The following is a 26,253-nucleotide window of genomic DNA, read 5'->3' as shown; positions in this document are numbered from 1 at the left end:
GCGGCGGGCTACCCTTGCGCTGCCAAAACTGACACGCGGGAGCTTGGACCCACCAGGCTGAGAGTGCGCTGATCGAACCGTACGCCATGGCGGAGCCGCCGGTGCGGGCGAGGGAGCGCTGACCGCCGGAACCTGTCCGGGTAATGCCGGCGTAGGGAGCAACCGCCATGACGGCCGCCTCACCCTCCCCTGCCACCACGACGGTGCTGGAGCACCCGTCCCACGGCCGCCCCGAGGCGCCGCTGGTGCTGGACACCGCACCGCCGCGCACGCTGGGCTTCCGCGACCAGTTCGCGCTCTGGGCCAACCTCGGGATCAGCCTGATCGGCTTCACCAGCGCGGCCACCGTGCTCGGCGCGCAGGGCCAGGAGCTGTCGATCACCGCCGCGGCCACCGCCATCGTGCTGGGCACGGTGATCGGCACCGCGATGCTCGCGGTGGCCGCGCTGATCGGATCCCGCACCGGCGCGCCCGCGATGGCCGTACTGCGCGGCCTGTTCGGCACCCGGCTCTCCTACCTGCCGACCGTGCTGAACGTGCTGCAGTGCGTCGGCTGGGGCATCTACGAGCTGCTGGTAATCTCCAGCGGCGCCCAGACCGTGGTCGGCACCGGCGGCTGGCACTGGCTCTTCGTGCTGGCCGCGGGCGCGCTGACCACGGCGCTGACGATCTGGCCGCTCGGCTCGATCGCGGCGCTGCGCAAGTACGTGGCGATCGGGGTGGGCATCGCGATGGTCTACTTCACCGTGCAGCTGGGCCGGCACCACATCCCGAACCCGGGCCGGGGCAACTGGCACGGCTTCCTCTCCGCCACCGACGCGATCATCGCCGTCTCGGTCTCCTTCGTGCCGCTGGCCGCCGACTACACCCGGCACTCGCGGACCGCCCGGTCCGCGTTCTGGGGCACCTTCAGCGGCTACACCGTCGCCCAGGTCTGGTGCTACGGGCTGGGCCTGATCGCGCTGCTGCAGTCGCAGGGCGACGCGCGGAACCTGCTCGGCTCGTTCACCGGGGTGGCGGCCGGCTGGGCCTTCCTGCTGGTGCTGGTGCTGCGCGAGGCGGACCAGTCCTTCGCCAACGTGTACTCGACCGCGATGTCGCTGCACAACCTCTTCCCCCGGGTGGACCGGCGGCTGCTGACCGGCGGGATCGGCCTGCTGGTGACGGTGGTTGCCAGCCAGATCGACCAGTTCGCCGACTGGTACTCCAACTTCCTCTACCTGATCGGCTCGGTCTTCGTGCCGCTGCTCGCGGTGCTGGCGGTGGACTACTTCCTCGGCCGCGGCCGGCGCGGCTGGGACATGGGGCAGCAGGCGCCCTCCCGGCCGCTGCTGCTGCTCCCGTGGGCGCTGGGCTTCGCCACCTACCAGTTCCTGGCGCCGACCGGCATCAAGGGCTGGAGCGGCTTCTGGACCGGCCTGCAGTCGCTGGTGCACTTCACCCCGCAGGAGTGGACCTCGGCCTCGCTCTTCTCCTTCCTGGTCGCGGGCCTGGCCACGCTGGCCCTCGGCAGGGCCCTGCCCAAGGCCTGACCTGGGCACTCGGGGTTGGGGTGGGCGTCGGACGCCGGTCATCTTCGCCCCCTAGGGTGGGGGCGTGACGACTCCGGACCTCTCCGCCCCCGACCGCTCCCGCACCGCCGAGCAGGTGCAGGTGGTCGCCCACCGCGGCTCCTCCGCCGCGCTGCCCGAGCACACCCTGGCGGCGTACCGGCGGGCGCTGGCGGAGGGCGCGGACGCGGTGGAGTGCGACGTCCGGGTGACCGCCGACGGGCAGCTGGTCTGCGTGCACGACCGGACCATCGCCCGGGTCTCGGACGGCGGCCGCCGGGTGGTCTCCACGCTCACCCTGGAGCAGCTGCGCGGCTACGACTTCGGCTCCTGGAAGCACCCGGAGCAGCCCGAGCCGCAGCCGGTGCTGACCCTGGCCGAGTTGCTGGGGCTGGTGGCGGACGCCGGGCGCCGGGTGGACCTGGCGATCGAGACCAAGCACCCGGTGCGCTACCGCGGCCGGGTGGAGGCCGAGCTGGTGGCGATGCTCGAGCGGTTCGGCGTCGCCGGCGCGGTCGGCCCGGGCGAGGGCGACCCGGAGCGGCCGCACGCCCGGATCATGAGCTTCTCCGGGCTGGCGCTGGGCCGGGTCCGCCGGGCCGCACCCGCCTTCCCCCGGGTCTTCCTCTTCGAGCACCCCGCGGCGCTGCGGCTCTGGCCGAGCGGCGGGCTGCCGGCCGGGGCGGTGGTGGCCGGCCCGGGCATCGAGCTGGTGCGCCGCCGCCCCGGCCTGGTGCGGGCGCTGCGGGCGGCCGGGCACCAGGTGCACGTCTGGACGGTGGACGAGCCGGCCGACGTGGAGCTGTGCCTGGAGCTCGGGGTGTCGGCGATCATCACCAATCGCCCGCGCGCCGTACTCGACCAGCTCGGGCGCTGAGCGCACGCCGGGGCGCATCCGGATTCCATCGGGCGGAATCCGGTCCGGCGGTTTGTCGCGGGGCCGCCGTCCTCTGACGCAGCGTGAGCGGATAATCACCTTTTGCGTACACTGGGTCGCGGGCGAGTTGTCCTGCGGTGATGACTTCACAATTGACGCACCGCAAGCACCTGTTCCCGTTTCCGGCGCATTCCGTCGGGGCATCCATCCCTCGGCGAACGCTGAAGGAGGTCCGGGGGTGGCGTTGATGGTGGCGCGCGAAGTGCCGACTTCATCGACCATGGCGGTGCCGCACGGTCCGGCCAGCGTCGGGGCAGCCCGACGCCGACTCCGCCGGGACCTGGGCGACCGCGCGGTCCCCGCGTCGGTGATCGACGACGCGGTTCTGATCCTTTCCGAACTGCTCAGCAATTCCTGTCGTTATGCCAGGCCGCTCGCACCATTGCTGGATCTGGCCGGGGGGGAGAACTCGGCGGACAAGTCCGCTCGAGAACCGGTCGGGAGCACGGCGGAATTCCCGGCGAATGGCGCGGATTTGACGTTGCGTCCGGAACTCGCCCATTCGGCGGCCGAGGCCCGTCCGGCAGGCGGTGCCCGTCCCTCCGACGGGGCCCGTCCGTCCGACGGAGCCCGCCCGTCGGGCGAGGAGCTGACCGAGGACCTGGGCGGCATCCTGGTGCGCTGGCAGATGCACACCGACGGGGTGCTGACCCTGGAGGTCACCGACGGCGGCGCGGCCACCCGTCCGCTGCCGGCGCGGCCCTCGCTGACCGCCCGGGGCGGACGCGGCCTGAGCATCGTCGGCCAGCTGGCCACCGACTGGGGCGTGCGGGACGCACCCGGCGAGGTGACCGTCTGGGCCGCGCTCCCGGCGCACGACGGCGAGCCCGAGCCGCAGCACCGCCGGTCCGCCTAGCGGGGCCGTCCGGCGCGGCGCCGGAGCGCGGGAGGCCGGCGGGAACCTCAGTAGGCTGCCCCGAGACGTTGACCGCCACTTCCGGGAGAGCCGCGCCATGGCCAAGAAGGCCGCCAAGAACTCCGCCCCGTCCACCCCGATCGACGCCGCCGCCGTGCCGGTGGTCGGTGCCCGCGAGGCCTGCCCGTGCGGCTCCGGCCGCCGCTACAAGGCCTGCCACGGCCGGGCGGCCGCGCACGCGGTGCAGGAACTGGTGCACCGCCCGTTCGAGGGACTGCCCGGCGAGGCCGACTGGGTGGCGCTGCGCGAGCTGGTGCCGGCCGCCACCGTGCCGCTCACCCTGACGGCCGAGGTGCTGGCCGGCGCCGCGGGCGAGGTCCCCTCGGTCACCCTGGCGACCGTGCTGCCGCTGGCCTGGCCGGCGCTGCGCCGGCCGGACGGCTCGGTGCTGCTCGGCCTGCAGACCCAGTCCTCCTCCGGCGACCTGAGCCGGGACCTGGCCGACGCGCTGGTCGAGGCGCTGGCGACCGACCCGGGCAACCCGGTGCCGACCCGCCGGGCGGCCGCCGACGGCCCGCGGCTGCAGGACCTGCTGGACCTCTCGGCGCCGTTCGCCCCCGCCGTGCACACCGGCTTCGAGTTCTGGCTGGAGGACGCCGACTCGGCGACCGGCGAGGTGGCCGCCTCGCTGGAGCGGGCCAACGCCTCGGCGATCCCGACCGAGAAGCTGGCCTCGGTGGACAGCGCCTACTGGTGCGGCACCCCGGACAAGAACCACCTGCGCTGGGTCATGACGGTGCCGGAGGAGCAGCTGCTGGACGCGCTGGCCCGGCTCTCGGCGGCGGGCGAGAGCTCGATCGGTGAGGGCACCAAGCTGGTCGGCTCGTTCCGGGCGCACGGCCTGACCGTGCCGGTCTGGGACCTGCCGGTGGCGATGACCGCCGCCGACTGCGAGAAGCCGGCCGCCGCCTTCGCCGAGCGGCTGGCGGGCGCGCTGGCTTCCGACGCGCCGCTGAGCGCGGAGGAGCGCCGGGCCCGGGCCAACCTGGTGAGCCGTCAGGTCACCCTGAACTGAACGAACCTGTCGCAGTGTGATCGTTTCCGGCCATAAGGACGTGAATCCGGTCACATCGGAGCGGGCCGACCGGGAAATATCGCGATCGGCACCCCCCTGGGACTTTGGCGTTGCGGCCAATCCTTGTTACTGTTTAGGCAGTCCGGTCGCTGGTGCATCCCCCGTCGCCAGCGGCCGGATTTTCCATTGCCGCCGTCCAGTTGGCGGCGGACCCCGTCGGCGCCCGAGCCCGGGTCAGAACGCCAGCCGGCTGCCGTCCGGCACCGCCGAACCCGCCGCGAGCAGCGCCTCCAGCAGCTCCGCCACCGCCGGCAGCCGCACCCCGCCGCCCGCCGCCACCACCGGCCGGCGCAGCCAGCGCACCGGAGCCCCGCCCAGCCCCACCCGGGACGGCGGCAGCACCAGGTACCCGCCGGGACCGTGGTAGCGCACGCTGCTCGGCACCCGACCGGGCGCCCCGCCCGGACGCAGCGTCTCCTCCTGGGCGGCCAGCAGCTCCGCCAACTCCGGGTACCCGTATGGCGCGACCAGCAGCGCGCAGCGGGTCGGCCCGGCCAGCACCGGGCCCGGCACGACCCGTAGCGCGTCCAGGTAGTCGAGCAGCCGGGTCCCGGCCGCCACGGGCAGGCTGACCGCCGCCACCGCCGTGCCGGTCGCCGCCAGCAGCGGCGCCTGCGGGCAGTGCCGCTCCCACCACCAGCGCACCATCCGGGCGTCGGTGGTGGCGGCCAGCAGCGGCTGGTCGTGCGGGTGCGCGGCCGGCACCGGGCAGAGCGGGTCGCCGCAGGAGCAGCCGGCCGTCGGCGCACCGCCGCCCCCGCCGCGCTGCACCAGCACCGCGCCCGGCACCACCGGCCAGTGCCACTCCTGGCTGCAGGTCAGGGCGGCGCGCAGCACCGCCTGCCGGTCCCGGCGGCGGCTGCCGGACGGCTCGCGCAACTCACGCATGGACACTCGTTCCTCTCCACGAAGGTTGGACCAAGGGCGAGCGGGTGGATCACGACCTGAGGCGCGGCCGGGGAGGCCGACGGGTGCGCTCGGGGACGACCAGCCGGTTCGAACGCGTTCGGGCGGGGCGTCGCTACGAGAATCCCTCATGCGACCGGATGGACGCCGTTCGGCGCCCCCGGGTTCCACCGTACGAGTGAGTGACTTCTGGTCAGCGGGGTTGCCGGGCGGGGGGATCCCTACGCTCCGGGCAGGGTTCCGGCAGCCTCCTGGTCAGCTTGTGCCCGTTCCCGGCCCGGTCCACTCCACGACGCAGAACCATCCGGCGGCCTCCCGATCCTGGACACGCCCCGACCGACCTGTGTAGAAACGGGGCACTAAGGAGTGGTTTGGCCGGGCTTGGGCCATCGGGGCCCCGGCGGTCCGGACCACCGCGCTGGGAGTCGCGCCATGAGTGACAAGCGTCCGTCCGGTGCACGCGGTACCACCCCGGAGCTGGGTGACGGCCCCGCGGAGCCGGCGGTTGACGGTCCGTCAACCACGGGCGGGCGACTGACCAGGCTGCTGGACCTGCCGCTGCGGTCGGCCGGCGCGGCCGCCGAGCCGGCTCCCGGGCCGGCCGTGCGCGCCGCGGCGGCCGCAGAACCGTTCGGCCGCCCCGACCCGGTGGATCCGCTGGCAGCGCTGGACTGGCTGCAGCAGCACACCGAGCGGCTGGCCCGGGCCCGCGGCCTGGCCGCCACGCTCAGCGTGCTGCTCGACTCCGGCGCCGAACTGCTTGGCGCCCACCGGGCGTTGCTGGTCACGCTGGCCCGCACCGGCGCCGACGAGCCGGCCCCGGGCGCCGCCGGCCTGGGCGGACCGGCCGGCGCCGACTGGCCGGACCGCACCGGCCACGGCCCGATGCTCGGCCTGGCGCTGGACCACTCGGCGATCGGCGCGCTGGAGACCGTCCCGCTGGAGCACGGCCCGTTCGCCGGCCTGCTCGGGCCGGCCGGCCGGCCCGAGCAGGTGCTGCACCCCGACCTGACCGGCGGCGCGGGCATCGCGCCCCGGTTCCGGACCGTCGCCGCCGACCTCGGACTGGGCGCCAGCTTCGCGCTGCCGCTGGCCACCGAGGAGGACGGGCCGCTGGCCGCCGCCGCCTGGTTCTTCCCCGAGCCGGGCCGGCCCGACCCCGAGCGCCAGCGGCTGGCCCGCCGGTTCGCCGCCTTCGCCGCCCCGCTGCTGGCCGGGCGGCTGGCCGCCGAGCGCGGACTGCGGGCCGCGGAGGCGCTGCGCCGCGGGCTGCTGCCCGACCACCTGCCGCACCTGCCCGGTCTGCGGCTGGCCGCCCGCTGGGTGCCGGCCGGGTTGGAGCAGTCGGCCGGCGCCGACTGGTACGACGCGATCACCCTGCCGGACGGCTCGGCCGGCCTCACCGTCGGCTCGGTCACCGGCGACGGGCCGGGCGCCGGGCCCGACTCGGCCCCGGGCGCGGCCACCGCGATGGGCCGGCTGCGGGCCGCGCTGCGGGCCTACGCGGTGCTGGAGGGCGAGGACCCGGTGGCCGTCCTCGGCGACCTGGAACTGCTGCTCAAGACCACCGAGCCGGCCCGCAGCGCGACCGCGCTCTACGCCTGCGTGGACCCGGCCGAGCGCCGGATCACCCTGGCCGGCGCCGGGCACTGCCCGCCGATCCTGGTCACCCGGTACGGCGCCAACTTCATCGAGACCTCGCTCTCCGCCCCGCTCGGCATGCTGAGCTGCTGGGAGGCGCCGGGGGTGGAGCTGAACGCCGAGCGAGGCGACCTGCTGCTGCTCTACACCGAGGGCCTGGCCCGCCGCTGCGGCCCGACCCTGCACGCCGGCCAGGCCCGGCTGCGCAAGGCCGCCGCCGACGCGCCGCGCGAACTGCGGCACGACCCGGACCGGCTCTGCGCCCACCTGCTGGAGTGCTGCGAGCCGGCCGGGCCGCAGGCCGAGGACGACCTGGTGCTGCTGGCGGCTCGCTTCGAGTGACCACCGGGTGCTCGGGTCCCGAACGGACGATCGGGACCGCGTCCGTACCATGGGACGCACAGCCGCCCCGGGACGCGTCGCGATCCGACCCGCCCGGGGCGCAGGACTCGCAAGGAGGCGACCCACCGTGACCGACGACCGCACCCCGGCCGTGGCCGAGAACCCCGAAGGGCTCGGCACCGAGGAGTCGGCCGATCAGCCGATCAAGCGCCGCAAGAACGGCCTCTACGACGCGGTCTCGGACGAGCTGGCCGCCTCCATGAAGTCCGGCTGGGCCGACACGGAGCTGCACGACCTGGCACCGGTCGCGCAGGCCCCCTACGCCGCCGCCCGCCGCGCCGCGCTCTCCGCCGCCTTCCCGGGCGAGCGCCTGGTGGTCCCGGCCGGCAACCTGCGCACCCGGGCCAACGACACCGAGTACTCCTTCCGCGCCGCCAGCGAGTACGCCCACCTCACCGGCGACCAGACCCAGGACGCGGTGCTGGTGCTCAACCCGGTGGCCGGCGGGCACGAGGGCGTGCTCTACCTGCTGCCCCGCTCCGACCGGGAGAACGGCGAGTTCTGGCTGGACGGCCAGGGCGAGCTCTGGGTCGGCCGCCGCCACTCGCTGACCGAGTCCGAGCGGCTGCTCGGCCTGCCCGCCCGCGACGTCCGCAAGGCCGCCGAGGAGCTGGCCGCCGACACCGCCGTGCCGACCCGCCTGGTCCGCGGCTACGACGCCGGCCTGGAGGCCGCGCTGGCCACCGACGAGGAGCGCGACGAGGAGCTGCGCACCTTCCTCAGCGGCCTGCGCCTGGTCAAGGACGAGTGGGAGGTCGAGCAGCTGCGCGCCGCCTGCGCCGCCACCGTCAACGGCTTCACCGACGTGGTCCGCGAGCTGGCCCAGGCCGTCGCCACCTCGGAGCGCTGGATCGAGGGCACCTTCTGGCGCCGCGCCCGGGTCGAGGGCAACGACGTCGGCTACGGCTCGATCGCCGCCGCCGGCCCGCACGCCACCACCCTGCACTGGGTGCGCAACGACGGCGAGGTCCGCCCCGGCGAACTGCTGCTGCTCGACGCCGGCGTGGAGACCAGCACCCTCTACACCGCGGACGTCACCCGCACGCTGCCGATCAACGGCACCTTCAACCCGCTGCAGCGCAAGATCTACGACGCCGTGTACGCCGCCCAGGAGGCGGGCATCGCCGCGGTCAAGCCCGGCGGCCGGTTCCGCGACTTCCACGACGCCTCCCAGCGGGTGCTGGCCGAGCACCTGCTCGCCTGGGGCCTGCTGGACGCCTCGGTGTACGACGTCGAGAAGGTGCTCGAGCTCGGCCTGCAGCGCCGGTGGACCCTGCACGGCACCGGCCACATGCTCGGCATGGACGTCCACGACTGCGCCCACGCCCGCCGCGAGCAGTACGTCGACGCCGACCTGGTGCCGGGCATGTGCCTGACCGTCGAGCCCGGCCTGTACTTCCAGGCCGACGACCTGACCGTGCCCGAGGAGTACCGGGGCATCGGCGTGCGGATCGAGGACGACATCCTGGTCACGGCGGACGGCAACGAGAACCTGTCGGCCGGGCTGCCGCGCGCGGCGGACGAGGTCGAGGCGTGGATGGCGGCGCTGAAGGGCTGAGTTGACGGAATGCCGGTCAGGGAGCCCGGTGGGCGCCCCTGACCGGCTACTTGGCGACGGTGGGGAGAGGCTGGGTGGCGGTTCCCAGGCTTCCGTAATCGGTCGCCTGGGTGTCGTCGAACTTCAGCCGTGCCTGCTCGTACAGGCTTACCTGCTGCTGGGCGAAGCCAGCCGACGGGGCAAACGACACCCGGAAGTTCACCGTCCTGCTCGCTCCTGGCGCGAGCGCGAAGACCGGCAGGTTGCTGAGAACGGCGTCGGCGCCGGTGGTGTCGGGCGGCATGCTCAGCCAGGTGCCGTCGTCCTTCTGTTGCTCCAGAGTGCTGCCCGAGGGCGCCGGCGTGAGGCTGATCTGCGCGACCATCTCGGCCACTCGGGTGCTGCTGGTGTTGGTGTACGTCACCGAGAACTGCACCTTGCTGCCGTCGTCCGGCACCGGGGCGGCCGGCAGCGAGGTGGACATGGAGACCTTGGGCAGCGACTGGGGCACCGCGCTGATGTCCAGGCTGCCGAGCACCGCCTGCAGCCCGGCCTCATACTTCGGGTCGATCCCCTGGACCACCGCCATCACCTGCGACTTGCGGAAACCCCACATCCTGGCGGTGAACTTCCCACCGTTGTCACAGCTGACGTTCCAGGTCGCCAGGTCCGCCTGACCCGTCGGCAGCGTGGTCTTCGTCTCGCTGTACGAAAGCAGGGTCTGCGTGCCGGTGCCATGCGGATTGGACGGGTCGTAGCAGTACGGCTGATGGGCCCAGCCGCCTTTGGAGTCGAGTTGGTCCATCGTCGGATCTTCCCCCTCGGCGGCGTCGTCCACCGTGTTGAAGATGACCAACAGCAGGCTGTTCACACCACACCTGCCCAAGGTGTCGGTCGTCCTGTGCACAGCCGGAGCATTCAGACAGGCAAATCCGAGCGTCGGACTCTCGGTCGCCATCGACCACCCGGTCGGTAGGCGGAATGTCATGCCGCGGTATGACTGCACCGGCCCGAGGCCGACCGGCGCCACCGGGGCACCGCTCAAGGTCGGCGACGACGAGCTGGTGGCCGCCGAGCCGCCGGTGGTCGGGGAGCCCGCGGGCGCTGAGGCCGACTGGCTGGTCATCGCCGGCGCACTTCCGTCCTGCGCGGTCAGGCTCGCACTCGGCGACGGGGTGGCGGACGCGACAGAAGTGGCCTCCGCGCTGTGGCTGGCGGAGACTGAGGCGGCCGGGGCCGCCGGGCTGTGGTCTGCCAGCGAGTGGCTGTTGAAGCCCAGGTAGCCGACGGCGAGCGAGGCGGCCAGGCCGAGCGGCAGCACCACCGAGTAGACCGGGTGCAGCCGTCGCAGCTTGCGGCCCGGCGGCTCCGCCGGACGGAGGTCGTGCGGGCCGACCTGCGCGGCCCGCGCGGCCAGCGCCTCACGCAACAGCCGCTCCATCGGCGTACCCTCGTCGGCACCGTCCTGGCCGGGACGATCCTTGTCTTCGGTCATCGCACGTTCTCCAGCTGCTTCTCCAGGGCGTCGAGCGCCCGGCTCGCGGTGGACTTCACGGCACCCCGGGACAACCCGAGCGCTTCCGCTATCTGCGCCTCCGACAGATCCGAGTAGTAGCGCAGCACCAGCACCTCACGCTGGCGCTCCGTCAGCTGCTGCAACGCCACCACCACCCGCCGGTGCTCATCGTTCAGCACCGCGTGCTCCTCCGCCGACTGCGCATCGGCCTCATGCGGCGGCACGTACTCCCGCGCCGTCTTCCGCCGACGCAGCACCGAACGAGAACCGTTCACCACCGAAGTCCGCAGATACCCCAACGCGTTGTCCACGTCCTCCAGACGCTCGCCGTACTTCTGGAACAACCCCGTGAACGCCTCCTGCACCACGTCCTCGGCCACGTCCTGACGATCCACCAGCAGGATCGCCAACCGCACCAGACCCAACCGGTGCGCGTGATACAGCTCCGTCACCGTCGGACGCGACTCCTGCTCCTGCTCCGACCGACCGCCCCGCAACAACCGGAACCCCGACCGACGCACCGCCACCGGCTCCCCCGACGGCTCCTCACCCCCCACCACCGGACCAAGCGCACCGAAGAACGCCCTCAGCCCGCCCGTGAATCGCCAGGTCCGGCGCCCCCGGTGCGGCAGGCCTGCAACGGGCAGGCCGAGTGCCAGCGACATGCGCGTTCCACTTTCCCCTCGAAAGGCGGCCGGAGTGCCCAGCTGCACATACTTGTGATGATCCCTTGTGGGACTGATGCGATCATCGCAGCAGGTGATGAGGGAGGAGCACCCGCACCACCTCGCCGCGCATCAGTGCTCCACTGCCAGCTGCGCCGAGTCCATCGAGCTGTAGTGGCCGTCGCCGATCGCGCTGGCCTGCAGGTTCAGGCCGGTGATCCCCTTGTCGGTACCCGGGGCCAACGAGACCCGGAACATGGACTCGAACGCCCGCCCGGTCGGCACCGACAACGCCCGCACGGCGGAGGCGTCCACCGCGAGGCCGTCACAGTCCTCGGCCACCGGGAGCTTCGTCCAGACTCCGTTGGCCATCACCTCGACCGTGACGTCCTGCGGCCGGAGCTCGCCGCCCGTGGCCGCCAGCAGCAGCCGCGGAGTGAGCCAACTCATCTCCTGCCCGGTGAAGTTGGCGGTTGAGACGCCGAGCTCGGCCGCCGGGCCGCCGACCGCGACCGAAGTGGCCGGGGCCGGGGCGACCGGACGGAACGCGGCCTTCGGCCGGTGCTCGTCCACCACCGCGACCGGCTGGACGGTGCGGCCGAGAAGCCCGCGGGCGCCAGGGGCGCTCGGGAAGTAGGCGTCGGCTTCGATGTCGAGGGTGCCCGGACCGTTGTCCGCACCGAGTGCGACCTGGTAGCTGATGGTCCGGCTGGCCCCCGGGGCGAGCGCGAAGGCGACCTGGTCGCCGGAGGAGGCGTAGTCCATGCCCATGCCCTGGCTGAGCGGCAGCTCGGTCCAGTTCGAGCCGTCGCGGCGCTGCAGGCCGCCCTGGGCCGTCGAGGTCTGGGTGCAGCGGGCGCCCTCGTAGTGCTGGGCGGCCACCACCGGCGCCACGCCGTCCAGCGGGTGGCCGGTGGTGTTGGTCCAGGTCACGGTGAAGGAGGTGGGCCCGTCCGCACCGACCGGCAGCTTGGCGCCGGCCAGGCCGTGGATGCTCACCGCCACCTCGCCGTCGCCCGCGGCGGTCGGTGCCGTCGTGACCATCGGCTTGGCGGTGGCCGTCGGCTTGGTGGCAGCGGCCGGCACGGCCGGTGCCACCGGAGCGGCGGGAGCGCTGGGTGCCGCCGCCGGAGTGCTCGGTGCGGCGGCCGAAGCAGTCGGTGCCGACGTGCTCGGCACAGCGCTCGGCACGGTCGCCGCAGCGCTGCTCGGCGCCACTGCCGCGGCCGTGGTCGGCGCGCTGCCGGTACCCGACCCCGTGCAGGCCGTGGCGCCCGTCGCCAGCAGTGCCACCAGCGGGACGGAGACCGCCAGCCGGCGGGTCCAGGACGTGTCGCCAGCAGTGACAGACTTCGCAATTCGGTTGATAACGGATGCGCGCATGACGCAGCCCCCCAAGGCTCTGGCAGTCGTTGGTTTCGTGGAGAGCTCCGACCGAGGTGCTGGCCGCTCGGCCGGTCCCGTTCCCCTTGCTCTCAACCTGATAGACGTCCAACCCCGGGAGGGGTTGCAGGTGGTTCCGAAGTTTTTTCCGGAAGCCTCGAAACGCCTCCCGGGAACGCCTCAGGGCGGGCCTTCCTCACGGAAGCCCACCCTGATGACCCGCTACTCGGTGGCAGTGTCCGAGGAGTCTTCATCGGACGAAGGGGTGTCCGAGCGCTCCGGCTGAACGTCCTCGGTCGGCGCCGTCTCCCGGGCGGGAGCCGCCGCAGGACCGGTCCACGAGGTGTCACTGGTGGCAATCTTCTCAATCCGGCTGATTTCGGACGCGCGCATGACGTAGCCCCCCAAGGCTCTGGCAGTCGTTGGTTTCGTGGAGAGCTTCGACCGAGGTGCTGACCACTCGGCCGGGTCCTGTTCCCCTGGCTCTCAGCCTGATAGACGTCCAACCCCGAGCGGGGTTGCGGGTGGTTCCGAGGTTTTTCGAAGCGGCTCGGTCCGGTCCGGTCCGAGCGCCGGTCATCCCCTGGCCTGCGGCTCTGTCCCCACTACACTCGCGACGATTCCAGGGAGGCGCAGATGGCCCAGGCAGTGCCGGTGGTGATCGGACCGCGGCCGGAACCGGTGCACACGGTGGCGGTGTACGCCTTCGACGGGATGGCGCCGTTCGAGTTGGGCGTGGTGGTGGAGGTCTTCGGGCTGGCGCGGCCGGAGTTGGCGGGGCTGCTGGCGGCGCCCTGGTACGGGCTGAAGGTGTGCGCGGAGCGGCCCGGCACGCCGCTGGAGATGGTCGGCGGCTTCTCGCTGGTCGCCCGGCACGGGCTGGACGAGCTGGCGGCGGCCGACACCGTGGTGGTGGTCGCCGTGCCGGACGCCTTCCGCGGCGAGGTGTCGGCGGAGCTGGTGCGGGCGCTGCGCACCGCGCACGAGCGCGGGGCGCGGATCGTGTCGATCTGCTCGGGGGCGTTCGCCCTGGCCGCCGCCGGGCTGCTGGACGGGCGGGCGGCCACCACCCACTGGCGGTACGCGGAGCTGCTGCGGCAGCGCTACCCGGCGGTGCGGGTCGACCCGGACGTGCTCTACGTGGACCACGGGGACCTGCTGACCAGCGCGGGCAGCGCGGCCGGCATCGACCTCTGCCTGCACCTGGTGCGGAGCGATCACGGGGCGGTGGTGGCCAACACGGTGGCGCGCCGGTTCGTGGTGCCGCCGCACCGGGACGGCGGGCAGGCGCAGTTCGTCGAGGCGCCGGTGCCGGCGCTGCCGCCCGAGGAGGACCCGGTCGGGCGCAGCATGCGCTGGGCGCTGGAGCACCTGACCGAGCCGCTGACGGTGGCCCTGCTGGCCGGCGCCGCCAACCTCTCGGAGCGGTCGTACCTGCGGCACTTCACCGCCCGGACCGGGACCAGCCCGATGCGCTGGGTCACCACCCAGCGGATCGCGGCCAGCCTGCCGCTGCTGGAGGCGCCGGACGGCACGGTGGAGGAGATCGCCGCGGCGGTCGGCTTCGAGAGCGCGGCCACCTACCGGCACCACTTCAGCCGGACCATGCACACCTCGCCCAGCGGCTACCGCCGCGCCTTCGGCCGCACGGTGGCCTGAGGCCCGCCCCGGACGGGGCGAGCGGTGGAGTCGAAGGACTGTCAGCTGATAGGCATGGGGCATGCGCTTCGACTCCGTCCCGATGCCGACGGCCGTTCAGGCCAGGCCTCGCGACTCCCGCGGCTACCCCGTTCCGGCGATCACCCCGTGGGAGGGCGCCGAGCCGCAGTTCGCCCTGACGGACTACGGGCGCAGCGCGGACTGCGCCCGCGGCCGGCTCTGCTCGGTCTGCAACGAGCTGATGCCCAGGGGGCCGGTGTGGCGGGTGGTGGGCGGAACGGAGAGCGCGGCGATCGCCGAGGCGCTGGAGGCGGGGCGGCCCTACCGCAATCTCGCCCCCACCATGGAGGGTCCCGGCCACCGGGCCTGCATGCTCTACGCCTCGATGGTCTGCCCGTACCTGGCCCGGCCGAACGCCCGCCGGGGCCGGACCGCCGACGGGGAGTCGGAGCTGACCTCGCACCTGGTGCGCGGCACGGCGCGGGGCGGCCGGGGAGCGGTGGTGGGGTTCGCCGACTACGAGTTCGCGATCACCGCGACCCAGGTGCTCTTCCGCTTCCTCGACGTGGTCGAGTTCCTGCCGCATGCCGACGCGGATGAGCACCTGGGCGATCTCGAGGCGGAGTTGGCACGCCGTCAGCCGCGGTAGGCGGGCAGGCCCAGGACCGTCGAGACCAGCTGCGGGGTGCCCGAGCCGTCGACCCGGACCACCACGATGCCGGCGGGGGTGCGGGCGGCGAGGACGGCGCCGTCGGGGGACCAGACCGGCTCGGTGTAGTCGGTGGTCGCGTGCGGGGTCAGGTCCTTGGCCACGGCCGTGCCGCGGTCCAGCTGCTCGGTGAAGAGGTGGTCGTGCCCGTCGACCGAGCGGACGAAGGCCACGTACTCGCCGTCCGCCGAGAGCGCGGGCTCGCTGCCGCCGTCGATCGCGCCGCCCTGCTGGCGCAGGTAGTCGTCGCGCAGGTAGACCTCGCCGCTGCCCGGGTTGGCGTAGACGGCCCGGCCCCGGATGCTGCCACCGGCGTTCGCCCAGGTGTTGCCGGTCTGCGGCAGCTCGGGCGCGTCGGCGCCCTGGCCGAGCGGCAGCACCGTCGGGGTGGCCGACGGGCCGGCGGCGGGCACCGTGAAGAGCCGCGTGCCGCTGCCGTCGGCGACGGTGAAGATCAGGTTGTCCTTCGCCGGGAAGCCGTACTGCGGGTCGGCCGGGGCGACCTGCCAGGCGGGGTGCGACCACTGCTGGCCGCCGGGGTTGTGCGCCGCCACGGTGCGGTGGCCGCCGGCCGGGTCGCTGACCACCAGGTCGCCCGCGCCGTCCACGAAGGCCGCCTGGCGCCCGTCCGGCGACCAGGCGAGGTCGCGCACCGGGGTGCCGAAGTCGACCGGGCGCCCGTTGACCTGGACGGTGCGGGTGCCGTTGCTGACGGTCAGCGAACCGTGGGTGTCGGCGGTGCTGACGGGTGCGGGGGTGCGGGTCGGCGCGGGCTTGGCCGCGGCGGGGGCGGCCGGAGCGGCCGGAGCGGCAGGCGCGGCCGGGACGACCGGCGCAGCGCTGGTCGGCACGGGAGCGGGGGTGCTGGGCGCGGGGTGCTGGGCGCGGCGCTGGTCGGCGCGGCCGAGGCCGTCGCCGAGGGCGCAGCCGAGGGCGCAGCCGAGGGCACGGCCGTCACCGGGCTGCTCGGCAGGGCCGCGGCGGAGCCGGCGGTCGGCGCGCTCTGGGTGCCGCAGCCGACCACACCGACCGCCACGATCGCGGCCAGCGGGACCGAGACCGCCAGGCGCGGCGCCCAGCCCTTGATGCGGCGGGCCTCACCGGAAACAGTGACGAACTTCGCGAAACGGTCGATAACGGACGCGCGCATGACGCAACCCCCCAAGGGCGTGGATGTCTTCGTGGTGTGAGTGGTCGAGAGCGGCCGACCAGTCCGGCTCGCCGGCCCCGTTCCCCTTGCTCTCACTCTGATAGACGTCCATCCCCCCGGGGGGTTGCAGGTCGATCGAAAATCTCTTTTCAGCGGCTCCGGGCGGTCAGCCCCCGGCGCGGTCCGCGTTGGCCACGATCGCGTCGTGGGTCCATTGCGCCAGGCCCTCGGCGGTCTTCTCGAAGGTCGCGGTGAACCTCGGGTCCTGGATGTAGAGGCAGGCCAGCCCGCGGTGGATGGCGTGGGTGCAGTCGTAGAAGTTGTCGCAGATCTGGCGGCGGTGCTCCTCCGCCAGGTCCATCGCCTCCGTGCTGCCGGGCGCGACGCCGGCCCGCAGGGCGGCCGCCATCCGCTCCGTCAGCGCGTCGGCCTCGAGCTGGATCCGCTGCCAGTCCTCCTTGGTGTACGCGCCGGTCCGGCGCTGCGACTCGGCCCAGGCCTCGGTGTCGCCCCAGCGCTGCTCGGCCTCCTGCTCCCAGGACTCGTCGTAGTCCTGGCCGAAGAGCTCGAACTTCTCCTCGGGGGTCAGCTGAATGCCCATCTTCTCCGCCTCCATGGCGTGCTCCACGGCCGTGGCCAACTCCTCCAGCTCCCGGATCCGGTCCTTGAGCAGCGCGTGCTGGCGCCGCAGGTGCTCGCGGGGGCTGGCGTCGGGGTCGTCCAGGATGGCCGTGATCTCCTCCAGCGGGAACCCGAGGGCGCGGTAGAACAGGATGCGCTGCAGCCGGTCCAGGTCGCCGTCCCGGTAGAGCCGGTAGCCGGCCGGGGTGCGGCCGGAGGGCGCCAGCAGGCCGATCCGGTCGTAGTGGTGCAGGGTGCGCACGGTCACCTTGGCGATCCTGGCCACCTCGCCGACCGCGTAGCCCTCGTTGTTCTCCGCACTCATCGGGTTCTCCTCCTCACGTGGGCACCACCCTCGATCCTGACGTCGCGTGAGGGTCAAGCCCGGCCACCAAGTCTGGAGGTACCACCAAGCGGACGGGGATTGTGGCCTCGGCCACGCCGCCTCGACGATGGCCGGATGATCCTACGTATCTCGCCCGGTCGACCTCCCCTCGGCCGCCGACTGGCCGCCGAGGCGGTCGGCACCGGCCTGCTGGCCCTGGCGGTGATCGGCTCCGGCCTCCAGGCCGCCGTGCTCAGCCGGGACACCGGGGTGCAACTGCTGGCCAACACCATGGCCTCGGTCTGCGCCCTCGGGGTGCTGATCGCGCTGCTCGCGCCGGTCTCCGGGGCGCACTTCAACCCACTGGTCACCGCCGGGTTCTGGTGGACCGGCCGGCGCGCCCCCGGTGCGCTGGCCGGACCGGAGGCCTGCGGCTACGCGCTGGCCCAGCTGGCCGGCGGGTTCGCCGGGTCGCTGCTGGCCGGGGTGATGTTCGGTCACACCGGCGCGGCCGGCACCGCGCGGACCGGGACGGCGGTGTGGACCGGCGAACTGGTGGCGACCGCCGTGCTGCTGCTGGTGGTCCTCGGGCTGGGCCGGACCGGGCAGCAGCGGTACGCGCCGGTCGCGGTGGCCGGCTGGATCACCGCCGGGATCTGGTGCACCGCCTCCGGCAGCTTCGCCAATCCGGCGCTCACCGCGGCCCGCGCCGTCAACGACGGCTTCACCGGGATCGCTCCGGCCTCGCTGCCCGGCTACCTGCTCGCCCAGCTGGCCGGCGCGGTGCTCGGCCTGGCCCTGCTCGCGCTGCTCTTCCCGGCGCCCGAGGAGGCGGAAGCGGTCTAGGTCCGGCTGCCGACGGCCGCCGCCCGCCCGCGGGCCCGCCGGCCGCCGCCCGGCGCGGGCACGGTGGGCGCGCCGCCCACCGGAGCGTTGACCGGGGTGAGCGCCAGGGTCGGCCGCTCGACCGCGGTGCCGGGCCGCCGCCCGCCCGCCGCACCGCGGCCCCGGCCGCCGGTGCCCCGGCCGCGGCGGCGCGGCCGCTTGGTCGGCCAGAGCAGCACGTAGGCGGTGGAGACCACCACGAAGGCGAGCCGGATCATGCCCTTGGCGGAGTCCGAGGGGACCAGCAGCGCGCCGCCGTAGAGCGAGGCCAGCGCGATCCAGCTCCACCAGGGCACCAGCCGGCGCTGGCCGACCGCGTCCCAGAGCAGGGTGCCGAGCAGGATCGAGGCGCTGTAGTAGGTGTAGACGCTCGGGTCGAGCAGGATCCGGGCGTTCGCGCCGACCAGCACCACGGCCGGCCAGCGGCCGCGCCGCACCGCCAGCGCGCCCAGCCCCAGGCCGATCGCGAACTGGGCCGGCCGGTCCCAGACCGGGGTGGACGGGTCGGAGACGCCCAGCCAGCGCAGCGAGGAGGCGGGCTGGTTGGGGATGGTGAACTTGGCGGCCGCCATCGAGCCCAGGTTGCCCAGGTAGAACGGCAGCCAGACGATCGCGACCAGTCCGCAGAACCAGAGGAAGGTGCGCCACCAGTACTGCCGGGGAAGCGCCAGCAGCAGCGGCAGGAAGGAGATCGCCCACGGTTTGGAATCCACCGCCAGGGCCAGGAAGATCCCGACCGCGACCGGTTTGTGCCGCACCAGCGCGTGCACCGCGAGCATGGTGAAGAAGAGCGCCAGCACGTCGTCCATGTGCGCGAAGCGCACCGAGACCTCGATCCACATCGGGATGAAGGCCAGGCCGGCGATCAGGATCCGCTGCTGCAGCCGGCGGTGGTTGGTCCCGGTGCCGCGGTAGTACCAGGCGGCCGTGCGACCGACCAGCACCAGCATCACCAGGCCGAGCACCGACATGGTGCCCTCGGCCAGCACCTGGCCGAGGTGCTCGGAGAACGGCGAGAAGAGCCGGGCGGCCAGCAGACTGACCGGGCCGATCTGCAGCTCGGGGTGGTGGGCGTAGAGCGAGAGCCCGCCGCCGCCCTGCTTGGTGAAGAGCAGCTGCTCGCCCTCGCGCAGGTAGTGCCAGGAGAACCCGCCGCTCGGCTCGACGATCACGAACCAGAGCACGGTCCAGGCGAACAGCAGCGCGTGGTGCCGGCGGACCGGGAGCACCCAGATCCGTCCGGTGTCCGACCCGTAGTCGGTCGCGCCCTCTTCCGCGCTCGCTTCGCGCACCTGGTTCCTCGTTCCCCGCACCGGCCCCCTCGGCCGGACATCCTATGCGATCAGTGCGAACAGCAGACCGGCGCAGCGGGAAGCGCGGGTGTCCGTGCAGGTGACAGCCGGTCCGGACCACCGCAAGTGGTCCGGACCAGGTGCCCGCCGTCGCGGACGGCCGGACAGCGGGACGGAAACCTGGTGTCATGCTCACTGCAAGGCGGGGCGAACCCGCCGCCCCTGGCTGGGACGGCGGGTTCGGGGGTGGTCCGGGAGCGTCAGCTCGCCAGCTGCTGCGCCTGCTTCACCAGCGCGTCGGCCTGGTCGGCCAGCCGCTTGGCCTGCGGGGCGTCCAGCCGGTGGTGGCCGAAGGCGTCCTCGTCCAGCACCTGGGCGATCTGGGCGGCCAGCGCGTCGCGGGCGGCACCGAGGGCGGTCAGCTCGGCGGTGGCCGCCTGGTACTGCTGGTCGCCGGCGCTGGTGGACTCGACGTTCCTGGTCGAGGCCTTCAGGGTGGCGGTGGCGAAGGCGCCGACGCCCGCGTCCAGCTGCTTGTAGGCCGTGGCCAGCTGCTGGTAGTCCTCGCCGTGGTGGCCGCGCAGGTTGCCCGGACGGGCGCTGTTGTCGATGAACTCGGTGAGCACCCGGCCGTCGTGGGTGTACGCGTCGGTCAGGCCGAGCAGCGAGAGCATGGTCGGGCGGATGTCGGTGTGGTCCGACCAGACCTTGTCGGTCACGCCGTCCTGCCGCACGCCCGGGCCGACCAGGCCCAGCCAGGTGGTGTTGATATCGGGCGAGAAGTCACCGTGGTTCCAGGCGTACGACGGGCCGAGCGCCACGCAGGCCGCGTTGCAGTTGGCCGCGCCCGCGTAGACGTAGTAGTCCGGGTTCGCGAAGGAGGTGAAGGTCGGCGTCCGGTTCGGGTCGCCGGTCTGCATGTGCAGGATCTTCTGCTCGGCCCGGTCGGCCAGGAAGCTGGAGATGGTGTCGGTCGCACCGGTGATCGGGTTGACCGCCGTCACCTTGGACCAGGCCTGCTCGAACGCCCGGGTGGTCGGGTCGTTCGGGCCCGGGTTGCCGTTCAGGTAGAAGTTCGGCGCCGAGTCGGCGTGCACCTGGAACGGGGTGGTGACGCCCTGCTGGGTGGCCAGCAGGCCGCGGGCGTTGGCGTTCACCTCGCCGATCTGCTGGTAGCTGCACGGCACGTTGATGCCGTCGCAGTTCGCCGGGGTCGGCTTGCCGCCCACGAAGTGGTCGTTCTCGTCCGAGGTGACGACGAAGAGCGTGTTGCTCTTGTTGATGCCGTCCTTGCCCAGCCGCTCGAAGAAGCTCGCGAAGGCGTTGTCGTAGGACTTCAGCTGAGCCGTGTAGTCGGCCGCGCCGGGGCCCATCGCGCCGAAGCCGCTGCCGTGCTGGTCGTGCGCGTCCGAGATGTAGGCGTAGGTGACCGGCACGCCGGCCTCCTGCATCTGGGCCACGTAGCCGAGCGAGTTGTCGGCGGTCATGCCGTCGAAGCCGGGGAAGCCCGGGTTGCCCTTGGAGTCGGTGATCGGGGTGCCGGCGGTGGAGCGCACCACGCCGTCCGCGCTGATCGCCGGGTCCACGTACTTGGCGCCGAACAGCGCCTGGTACCCGTCGTAGCCGCCCGGCTCGTCCGGCAGCACGTCCGGGCTGACGTTGCCCTTGGCGCAGACCTTGGAGTCCTTGGCGCAGTGCACGCCGATGCCGACGTAGTCCGCCTGGGCGAGGGCCGGGTTGTTCCTGGCCTCGGCGTACTGCGGACCGTCGGTGCCGAACACCTTGTTGATGTCGACGGTGGTGTTCTCCAGGACGGTGTTGGCCGTGGAGACCGCCCCGAAGTCGCAGCCCGCCTTGGTGTAGGCCGCCCACGGGGCCGGGGCCATCTTGCCGTCCGGGCCGACCATGGTCGGGGCGGAGTCGCTCGGCTTCGGCACCGAGGTGTCGGCCACGCCGTCGGTCCAGTACGCGAAGGAGCTGGCCGAGTTGGTGGTGCCGTCCGGGTTGTAGTACCGGTACGAGTTGGAGACCGCCTGGCCCTGGCGGTCGCCGTACAGCCCGGTGATCGAGGTGAGGATGTCGTTCCCGGTGTGGGCGATCAGCGGGGTGTGGTGATCGGTGTCGAGCGTGCCGTTGCTCTTCAGGAAGTCGAGCAGGTGCGGCATCTGCTCGAGGTCGGACGGCACGTTCGGGTTGTCCCGGGTGAAGTGCACGTTGTCGAACTGAAGGTAGATCACGTGCTGTACGTCGCGGCCGTCGGCCGAGATCTGACAGCTGCTCTGCTGCGGGTGGCGGTGGTCGGAGTTGGCGCTCGCCGCACCGGCGGTCACCATCCCCACCCCCAGCCCGGCCGTCAGCGAGAGCGCCAGCAACTTGCTCCTGCGCATCCTGCTACCTCTCTGGGTGCCTGCGGGCCCGGAAGCGCGCGCCCCAACCGGAACGCGCGTAGACGCGAGCGGGAGGCCGCTGAGCCCACCCCCCGGCATGCGTGCCACACGCTGCCACAGCTCTCCTGAACGCAACAGGTGGCGGACTTGGTTCAGCGGTGAAGTCGGGGTGAATTGGCAAGCTCTGACTGAACCTCAGATGTCCTCCCGGAGCCGCCGCGCCGCCCCGCCGCCGGGTGTCACATCTCGCGCCCGGCCTCCGTCAGTGGTAGGAACGGGTGCGAACGGGGAGGCGATCACCATGGACGGGCAGGACTGGCTGGCACAGCGCTTCGAGGCGGACCGGGGGCACCTGCGGGCGGTGGCCTACCGGATGCTCGGCTCGCTGAACGAGGCCGAGGACGCGGTGCAGGAGGCCTGGCTGCGGCTCAGCCGCTCGGACAGCGAGCGGATCGACAACCTGGGCGGCTGGCTGACCACCGTGGTCGGCCGGGTCTGCCTGGACATGCTGCGCTCCCGCAAGTCCCGCCGGGAAGCCCCTCCCCCGGCCTTCGGCCGGGAGGTGCCCCCGTCGGACACCTGGGTGCCCGACCCGGTGGTCGAGCCGGCCAGGGGCACCGACCCGGAGGAGCAGGCACTGCTCGCGGAGTCGGTCGGGCTGGCGCTGCTGGTGGTGCTGGAGGCGCTCTCCCCCGCCGAGCGGCTGGCCTTCGTGCTGCACGACATGTTCGCGGTGCCGTTCGAGGAGATCGCGCCGATCGTGGACAAGTCGCCCGCCGCCACCCGGCAGCTGGCCAGCCGGGCCCGCCGCCGGGTGCAGGGCGCCCGGCCGGCCGGGCAGCCGGACGCCGGGCGGCAGCGCGCGGTGGTCGAGGCCTTCCTGGCCGCGGCCCGCGGCGGCGACTTCGACGGGCTGCTGGCCGTGCTCGACCCGGAGGTGCTGCTCCGCGCCGACCAGGGCGCCACCGGCCGGCTGGTCCGCGGCGCCCGGGCGGTGGCCGCGCAGGCGGTGCTCTTCCAGCGCTACTCGCACTGGACCGAGCTGGCGCTGGTCAACGGCGCCTACGGCCTGGTGGCCGCGCCGGACGGCGAGGTCCGCTCGGTGATGTCCTTCACCCTGGCCGGCGACCGGGTGGTGGAGCTGAACATCCTGGCCGACCCGGAGCGGCTGGCCCGGCTGGAGCTGGACCTGGCCGTGCCCGAGCGCTGAACGGGCCGGCCGAAGCGGACGGGCCCGCATCCCCGTGGGGAGGCGGGCCCGTCCGGGTACCGCTAGGTCACATCTGGTCCGGGTGCTGGCCCGCGTACGGGTTGGCGCCCTGCTGCGGGTACTGCTGCTGCGGCGGGACCGGCGCACCCTGCGGCGGGTACGGCGCACCGGCCTGCGGGGCCGGGTACGGCTGGCCCTGCGGCGCGGCGAACGGCTGACCCTGCGGCGCGGCGAAGGGCTGGCCCTGCGGGACCGCCAGCGGCTGGCCCTGCGGCGGGCCGACCTCGAACGCCTGCGAGCTGGGGTCGATCGAGCCGGGCGGGAAGGCCCAGCTGAGCTGGTCCAGCTCGTTGCGCCAGTAGCGGTGGATGTTCAGCCGCTTCGGCTTGCTGTCGGTCGGCAGCTGCAGGTACATCGAGCTCCACACCGTGGCCCGCTTCACCCGGCTGACCGGGAAGGCGTGCCGCGGGAAGACCGCGACCACGTCGCCGGGCCGGTTGGTGAACCGGTTGGCGATGTTCACCACGACCGAGTTGCTGGTCAGCGTGAGGAAGTAGAACTTGCGGGTCAGCGCGACGATCAGACCGACCGCCGGGATCTCGTCGAAGATCGCGTTGAGCCACGGGCTGGGCCCGGTCTCCACGTGCACGCACGCGATGAACTGCTCTCCGGGCGGTGCCATCTGGGAGAGCTTCTCGATGACCTGCGCCTTCTGCTTGGCCCGGCGAATTGCCATGTTTCCGTCCTTGTGCCCCGTCTTGTCCACCGCTGTGGTTGCGGCGGAAATCGGCTGAGATTAGCAGGTGTTGACGACAAATCGAACATGCGCGGCCCCCGGCGCCGCAGAGCGCCGGGGGCCGAGCCGTCGCGGAGCGGCGACGGGTTACTTCATGCTGCCGGTCATCGCGTTGACCAGGGTGCCGGAGGGGTCGTCCGCCTCCAGGGAGTAGGCGAAGATGCCGCCCAGGCCCTTGCCGGTCGCGTACGAGCCGCGCGCGGCGATGGCCTGCGGGGTGTCGCCGGTGAAGAAGTTGGTGCCGTCGTAGATCCAGGAGCTCTGGGTGGTCGGGTCCCAGTGCACGTTGGCCGCGCCGGTCTTGCCGGTGGCCGCCAGCTCCTTCCAGAACGCCACGCCGGCCGACTGGCTGGTGGCCTGGGCCGCGGACGGGCCGGTGGCGGTCTGGTAGAGGCCGCTGTTGGCGCCGGCCGGGACGCCGGTCCAGCCGCGGAAGTAGAACGGCACGCCCAGCACCAGCTTGCCCGCCGGGAAGCCGCCCTTGATGCCGTAGGCCGCGTCACCGTTGACGAAGGCGTTCACGCCGTTGTCCACGGTGTACTTCTCGGTGCCCGGGGTGATCGCCTTGCTCGGGTCGTTCGGGCTGTTGTACAGCGGGTCCTGGAGGTTGGTCGGGCCGGTCGCGTCCCAGGCGCCGTGCATGTCGTAGGACATGATGTTGCCGTAGTCCAGGTACTTGCCGAGCTGGTCGGTCTGCAGGTTGGCGATCTTGTCCTGGCCGCTCGGCAGCGCCGCGGTGAGCAGGAAGTGCTTGCCGATGCTCGCCCCGTAGGCGTCCAGCTCGTTGCGGAACTCGGCCATCAGCGCGGTGTAGTTGGCGGTGTCGGCGGCCGAGTAGTGGTTGCCGGTGTGGCCGCCCGCGTCGGCCGGGTACTCCCAGTCGATGTCGATGCCGTCGAAGATGCCGGCGCCCGAGCCGGTGCCGCCGGAGGCGTCGCCGGAGATCCCGGTGGGCAGGTTGCCCTTGATGAACATGTTGATGCAGGAGGAGACGAACTTCTTGCGCGAGGCGTCGGTCGCCGCGGCGTCCGAGAAGTACTTCGAGTAGGTCCAGCCGCCCAGCGAGACGGTGAACTTGAGGTTCGGGTACTTGGCCTTCAGCTCGCGGATCTGGTTGAAGTTGCCCTTGATCGGCTGGCTCCAGGAGTCGCTGGTGCCGTCGACGCTGACGTCGCCGGTGTAGCCCTTCTGGTAGTCCGCGAAGGCGTCGCCGCCGCCGTCACCGGCGCTCGGGTTGGACTCGTTGGAGTCGGTCGCCTTGATCGTCTCGAAGCAGGTCAGGTTGGTCGGGTCGATGTTCTCGAACGCGTAGGTGACCGTGTTCAGGCCCGCGGCGGCACCGGTCTTGGCCAGGCTGCTCGGGTAGTAGGCGTTGCCGTAGATGCCCCACTGCGCGAAGTAGGCGGACTTCACGGCACCGATCGGCGCGGCGCCGGTGGTGACGGTGACCGGCGCGGACTGGGCGCTGGCGTGGCCGTCCTTGTCGTAGCCCTGCACGGTGAAGGTGTAGCCGGTGTTCGGCAGCAGCGAGCTGACGGTGACCGAGGTGCCCATCGAGGTGGCGACCAGGTTGGCACCGTTGTAGACGTAGTAGCCCGGCACGTTGCCGTTCTGCGCGCCGTCGGTGGCGGCGTTCCAGGTCAGGGTGACCGCGTTGTTCTGCACCTTGGCGCTCACCCCGGTCGGGGTGGAGACCAGGCCGTCGCCGGTCGGGCCGGTGCCGCCGGTGGGGCTGGTGGTCGGCGAGGCGCTCTGCGAGGGGGACGCGCTCTGCGAGGGCGAGGCGCTGGCGCTCTGGCTCGGCGAAGCGCTCTGGGACGGCGAGGCGCTCTGGCTCGGCGAGGAGCTGGCGCTCTGGCTCGGCGAGGCGGACGCGCTCTTCGAGGCCGAGGCGGACGCGGAGGCGCTGGTGCTGGCCCCGCCCGGACCGGTCAGCGACAGGTCGTCCGCGTAGTAGGTGCCCTGGCCGTACCAGCCGTGGGTGTAGACGGTCACCGAGGTGGTGGCCGCGCCGGTGGTGAAGCTGGTGGTCAGCTGCGCCCAGTTGGCGTTAGAGCCCCAGGTGCTGGTGTCGGTGGTGCCGGTGCCGGTCACCCCGAGGTACGTGTAGTTGCCCTTCAGCCAGCCGGACAGGCTGTAGGTGGTGTTCGGGGCCACCGCGACGGTCTGCGAGCACTGCGCCGAGTCGGAGGCGGAGGCCGCGGCCGCCAGCGCGTAGCTGCCGCCGTGCGGGGACGAGCTGGTGATGCTGCCGAGACCGCCGGAGCAGGTCCAGCCCGCCGCCGTACCGGTCTCGAAGTCGCCGTTGGTCAGCAGGTTGACGCCGGCCGCCCCCGCGGCGGAGCCGCCGAACAGGGTGGCGAGGCCGGCCGCACCGGCGACCAGGGCGGTCGCGGTGGCCAGGGCCGTGGCGTTGCGAAGGGGGCGTCGAGCGTTCTGGGGTCGCTCGACCTGCCGCGCGGCAGTAGCGCGTTCGGGCATGGTCGCTCCAGGGTTCGCGCCCGGCCGTGTGGGCTGCCGGGCGCTCGTGGGGGGAGTTGTACCTGGGCCCGGCCGGGTGCGCACCCGGCCCGAGCTGCTTCCGCGGATTGCGCCGAACGTAGGGCCTGCGACCGCATCAGGTCAACAGGTCTGTACCAATCTGCAATCTGACAACTCCTGCCACCTGCCGGAGCGTCCGGTTTTCGACCG

The 26,253-nt window shown here is 73.1% G+C and carries 22 protein-coding genes and 1 riboswitch; of the genes, 12 read left to right on the top strand and 10 right to left on the bottom strand.

Annotated features, from left to right (window positions below; translation table 11 throughout):
* Positions 1–25: 25 nt before the first annotated feature.
* Positions 26–175: riboswitch (TPP riboswitch) on the top strand.
* The 4 genes from ACFYNO_RS06580 to ACFYNO_RS06565 all read left to right on the top strand — a co-directional run bounded on the left by ACFYNO_RS06580 (position 168) and on the right by ACFYNO_RS06565 (position 4,418).
* A complete protein-coding gene (locus ACFYNO_RS06580) occupies positions 168–1,532 on the top strand; it encodes a purine-cytosine permease family protein (protein WP_388006259.1) in 1,365 nt (454 codons plus the stop codon). (Overlaps the previous riboswitch by 8 nt.)
* Before the next feature lie 64 nt (positions 1,533–1,596).
* On the top strand, positions 1,597–2,427 hold the full coding sequence (locus ACFYNO_RS06575; protein WP_388006256.1) for a glycerophosphodiester phosphodiesterase: 831 nt from the start codon (positions 1,597–1,599) through the stop codon (positions 2,425–2,427).
* Between the two features lie 238 nt (positions 2,428–2,665).
* On the top strand, positions 2,666–3,343 hold the full coding sequence (locus ACFYNO_RS06570) for an ATP-binding protein (RefSeq protein WP_388006253.1): 678 nt from the start codon (positions 2,666–2,668) through the stop codon (positions 3,341–3,343).
* A 97-nt stretch (positions 3,344–3,440) separates the two neighbouring features.
* The gene (locus ACFYNO_RS06565; RefSeq protein WP_388006250.1) at positions 3,441–4,418 is read left to right on the top strand and encodes a DUF5926 family protein; all 978 of its coding nucleotides are present in this window, start codon (positions 3,441–3,443) and stop codon (positions 4,416–4,418) included.
* A gap of 234 nt (positions 4,419–4,652) precedes the next feature.
* Here the strand turns inward: ACFYNO_RS06565 and ACFYNO_RS06560 are convergent, their stop codons facing one another.
* A complete protein-coding gene (locus ACFYNO_RS06560; RefSeq protein ID WP_388006247.1) occupies positions 4,653–5,366 on the bottom strand; it encodes a bifunctional DNA primase/polymerase in 714 nt (237 codons plus the stop codon).
* A 450-nt stretch (positions 5,367–5,816) separates the two neighbouring features.
* On the opposite strand from ACFYNO_RS06560, the gene ACFYNO_RS06555 reads away from it, so the two are divergent.
* Together ACFYNO_RS06555 and ACFYNO_RS06550 are read left to right on the top strand one after the other, a co-directional pair.
* Complete coding sequence (locus ACFYNO_RS06555) at positions 5,817–7,367, top strand: PP2C family protein-serine/threonine phosphatase (RefSeq protein WP_388006244.1); 1,551 nt, start codon at positions 5,817–5,819, stop codon at positions 7,365–7,367.
* Positions 7,368–7,518: 151 nt separating this feature from the next.
* The gene (locus tag ACFYNO_RS06550; protein WP_388006590.1) at positions 7,519–8,985 is read left to right on the top strand and encodes an aminopeptidase P family protein; all 1,467 of its coding nucleotides are present in this window, start codon (positions 7,519–7,521) and stop codon (positions 8,983–8,985) included.
* A 46-nt stretch (positions 8,986–9,031) separates the two neighbouring features.
* Here ACFYNO_RS06550 and ACFYNO_RS06545 read toward each other — a convergent pair whose 3' ends face one another.
* From ACFYNO_RS06545 to ACFYNO_RS06535, 3 genes are all read right to left on the bottom strand, one after another.
* Complete coding sequence (locus tag ACFYNO_RS06545) at positions 9,032–10,459, bottom strand: hypothetical protein (RefSeq protein WP_388006241.1); 1,428 nt, start codon at positions 10,457–10,459, stop codon at positions 9,032–9,034.
* Complete coding sequence (locus ACFYNO_RS06540) at positions 10,456–11,145, bottom strand: RNA polymerase sigma factor (protein ID WP_388006238.1); 690 nt, start codon at positions 11,143–11,145, stop codon at positions 10,456–10,458. The genes ACFYNO_RS06545 and ACFYNO_RS06540 overlap by 4 nt, the downstream gene beginning before the upstream one ends.
* 132 nt (positions 11,146–11,277) lie before the next feature.
* Complete coding sequence (locus tag ACFYNO_RS06535) at positions 11,278–12,189, bottom strand: hypothetical protein (RefSeq protein WP_388006235.1); 912 nt, start codon at positions 12,187–12,189, stop codon at positions 11,278–11,280.
* On the opposite strand from ACFYNO_RS06535, the gene ACFYNO_RS06530 reads away from it, so the two are divergent.
* The 3 genes from ACFYNO_RS06530 (at position 12,182) to ACFYNO_RS06520 (ending at position 14,836) form a co-directional block, all read left to right on the top strand.
* Positions 12,182–12,814 carry a hypothetical protein gene (locus tag ACFYNO_RS06530; RefSeq protein WP_388006232.1) on the top strand — a complete coding sequence of 211 codons (633 nt, stop codon included), beginning with the start codon at positions 12,182–12,184 and terminating at the stop codon, positions 12,812–12,814. The genes ACFYNO_RS06535 and ACFYNO_RS06530 overlap by 8 nt on opposite strands.
* Before the next feature lie 350 nt (positions 12,815–13,164).
* A complete protein-coding gene (locus ACFYNO_RS06525) occupies positions 13,165–14,187 on the top strand; it encodes a helix-turn-helix domain-containing protein (RefSeq protein ID WP_388006229.1) in 1,023 nt (340 codons plus the stop codon).
* Positions 14,188–14,248: 61 nt separating this feature from the next.
* Positions 14,249–14,836 carry a hypothetical protein gene (locus ACFYNO_RS06520; RefSeq protein ID WP_388006226.1) on the top strand — a complete coding sequence of 196 codons (588 nt, stop codon included), beginning with the start codon at positions 14,249–14,251 and terminating at the stop codon, positions 14,834–14,836.
* On the opposite strand, the gene ACFYNO_RS06515 is transcribed toward ACFYNO_RS06520, so the two are convergent.
* Complete coding sequence (locus tag ACFYNO_RS06515) at positions 14,824–15,747, bottom strand: LpqB family beta-propeller domain-containing protein (protein ID WP_388006223.1); 924 nt, start codon at positions 15,745–15,747, stop codon at positions 14,824–14,826. The genes ACFYNO_RS06520 and ACFYNO_RS06515 overlap by 13 nt on opposite strands.
* 24 nt (positions 15,748–15,771) lie before the next feature.
* Between ACFYNO_RS06515 and ACFYNO_RS06510 the strand changes: the two genes are divergently transcribed.
* Positions 15,772–16,086: a hypothetical protein gene (locus tag ACFYNO_RS06510; protein ID WP_388006220.1), complete on the top strand. Its 315-nt coding sequence runs from the start codon at positions 15,772–15,774 to the stop codon at positions 16,084–16,086.
* A gap of 126 nt (positions 16,087–16,212) precedes the next feature.
* On the opposite strand, the gene ACFYNO_RS06505 is transcribed toward ACFYNO_RS06510, so the two are convergent.
* Entirely contained in the window at positions 16,213–16,992 is a 780-nt protein-coding gene (locus ACFYNO_RS06505) for a MerR family transcriptional regulator (RefSeq protein WP_388006217.1), read from the bottom strand.
* A gap of 135 nt (positions 16,993–17,127) precedes the next feature.
* Here ACFYNO_RS06505 and ACFYNO_RS06500 point away from each other — a divergent pair, with 135 nt between their 5' ends.
* Entirely contained in the window at positions 17,128–17,838 is a 711-nt protein-coding gene (locus ACFYNO_RS06500) for an aquaporin (protein WP_388006214.1), read from the top strand.
* On the opposite strand, the gene ACFYNO_RS06495 is transcribed toward ACFYNO_RS06500, so the two are convergent.
* Together ACFYNO_RS06495 and ACFYNO_RS06490 are read right to left on the bottom strand one after the other, a co-directional pair.
* On the bottom strand, positions 17,835–19,169 hold the full coding sequence (locus ACFYNO_RS06495) for a hypothetical protein (protein WP_388006211.1): 1,335 nt from the start codon (positions 19,167–19,169) through the stop codon (positions 17,835–17,837). The genes ACFYNO_RS06500 and ACFYNO_RS06495 overlap by 4 nt on opposite strands.
* A 260-nt stretch (positions 19,170–19,429) precedes the next feature.
* Positions 19,430–21,556 (bottom strand): hypothetical protein, encoded by a 2,127-nt coding sequence (locus ACFYNO_RS06490; protein ID WP_388006208.1) that lies wholly within the window; start codon positions 21,554–21,556, stop codon positions 19,430–19,432.
* Between the two features lie 301 nt (positions 21,557–21,857).
* On the opposite strand from ACFYNO_RS06490, the gene ACFYNO_RS06485 reads away from it, so the two are divergent.
* Complete coding sequence (locus ACFYNO_RS06485) at positions 21,858–22,766, top strand: sigma-70 family RNA polymerase sigma factor (protein ID WP_388006205.1); 909 nt, start codon at positions 21,858–21,860, stop codon at positions 22,764–22,766.
* 67 nt (positions 22,767–22,833) lie between these two features.
* On the opposite strand, the gene ACFYNO_RS06480 is transcribed toward ACFYNO_RS06485, so the two are convergent.
* Positions 22,834–23,502 carry a hypothetical protein gene (locus ACFYNO_RS06480; RefSeq protein ID WP_388006202.1) on the bottom strand — a complete coding sequence of 223 codons (669 nt, stop codon included), beginning with the start codon at positions 23,500–23,502 and terminating at the stop codon, positions 22,834–22,836.
* Between the two features lie 147 nt (positions 23,503–23,649).
* Positions 23,650–26,043, bottom strand: a complete 2,394-nt coding sequence (locus ACFYNO_RS06475) for a glycosyl hydrolase family 18 protein (RefSeq protein WP_388006199.1) — start codon at positions 26,041–26,043, stop codon at positions 23,650–23,652.
* Between the last annotated feature and the right edge of the window lie 210 nt (positions 26,044–26,253).

Source organism: Kitasatospora sp. NPDC006697 (assembly GCF_042869935.1).
GTDB lineage: Bacteria > Actinomycetota > Actinomycetes > Streptomycetales > Streptomycetaceae > Kitasatospora.
The sequence above is the reverse complement of the archived record's forward strand: the minus strand, read 5'-3'. Positions and strand labels throughout refer to the sequence as shown.

What these genes read in the sequence shown, in the direction of transcription:
- ACFYNO_RS06580 (WP_388006259.1), top strand. Translation starts at nt 168, where the DNA reads ATGACGGCCGCCTCACCCTCCCCTGCCACCACGACGGTGCTGGAGCAC.
- ACFYNO_RS06565 (WP_388006250.1), top strand. Translation starts at nt 3,441, where the DNA reads ATGGCCAAGAAGGCCGCCAAGAACTCCGCCCCGTCCACCCCGATCGAC.
- ACFYNO_RS06560 (WP_388006247.1), bottom strand. Translation starts at nt 5,366, where the DNA reads ATGCGTGAGTTGCGCGAGCCGTCCGGCAGCCGCCGCCGGGACCGGCAG.
- ACFYNO_RS06555 (WP_388006244.1), top strand. Translation starts at nt 5,817, where the DNA reads ATGAGTGACAAGCGTCCGTCCGGTGCACGCGGTACCACCCCGGAGCTG.
- ACFYNO_RS06545 (WP_388006241.1), bottom strand. Translation starts at nt 10,459, where the DNA reads ATGACCGAAGACAAGGATCGTCCCGGCCAGGACGGTGCCGACGAGGGT.
- ACFYNO_RS06540 (WP_388006238.1), bottom strand. Translation starts at nt 11,145, where the DNA reads ATGTCGCTGGCACTCGGCCTGCCCGTTGCAGGCCTGCCGCACCGGGGG.
- ACFYNO_RS06535 (WP_388006235.1), bottom strand. Translation starts at nt 12,189, where the DNA reads ATGGTCACGACGGCACCGACCGCCGCGGGCGACGGCGAGGTGGCGGTG.
- ACFYNO_RS06525 (WP_388006229.1), top strand. Translation starts at nt 13,165, where the DNA reads ATGGCCCAGGCAGTGCCGGTGGTGATCGGACCGCGGCCGGAACCGGTG.
- ACFYNO_RS06520 (WP_388006226.1), top strand. Translation starts at nt 14,249, where the DNA reads ATGCGCTTCGACTCCGTCCCGATGCCGACGGCCGTTCAGGCCAGGCCT.
- ACFYNO_RS06505 (WP_388006217.1), bottom strand. Translation starts at nt 16,992, where the DNA reads ATGAGTGCGGAGAACAACGAGGGCTACGCGGTCGGCGAGGTGGCCAGG.
- ACFYNO_RS06500 (WP_388006214.1), top strand. Translation starts at nt 17,128, where the DNA reads ATGATCCTACGTATCTCGCCCGGTCGACCTCCCCTCGGCCGCCGACTG.
- ACFYNO_RS06490 (WP_388006208.1), bottom strand. Translation starts at nt 21,556, where the DNA reads ATGCGCAGGAGCAAGTTGCTGGCGCTCTCGCTGACGGCCGGGCTGGGG.
- ACFYNO_RS06485 (WP_388006205.1), top strand. Translation starts at nt 21,858, where the DNA reads ATGGACGGGCAGGACTGGCTGGCACAGCGCTTCGAGGCGGACCGGGGG.
- ACFYNO_RS06480 (WP_388006202.1), bottom strand. Translation starts at nt 23,502, where the DNA reads ATGGCAATTCGCCGGGCCAAGCAGAAGGCGCAGGTCATCGAGAAGCTC.
- ACFYNO_RS06475 (WP_388006199.1), bottom strand. Translation starts at nt 26,043, where the DNA reads ATGCCCGAACGCGCTACTGCCGCGCGGCAGGTCGAGCGACCCCAGAAC.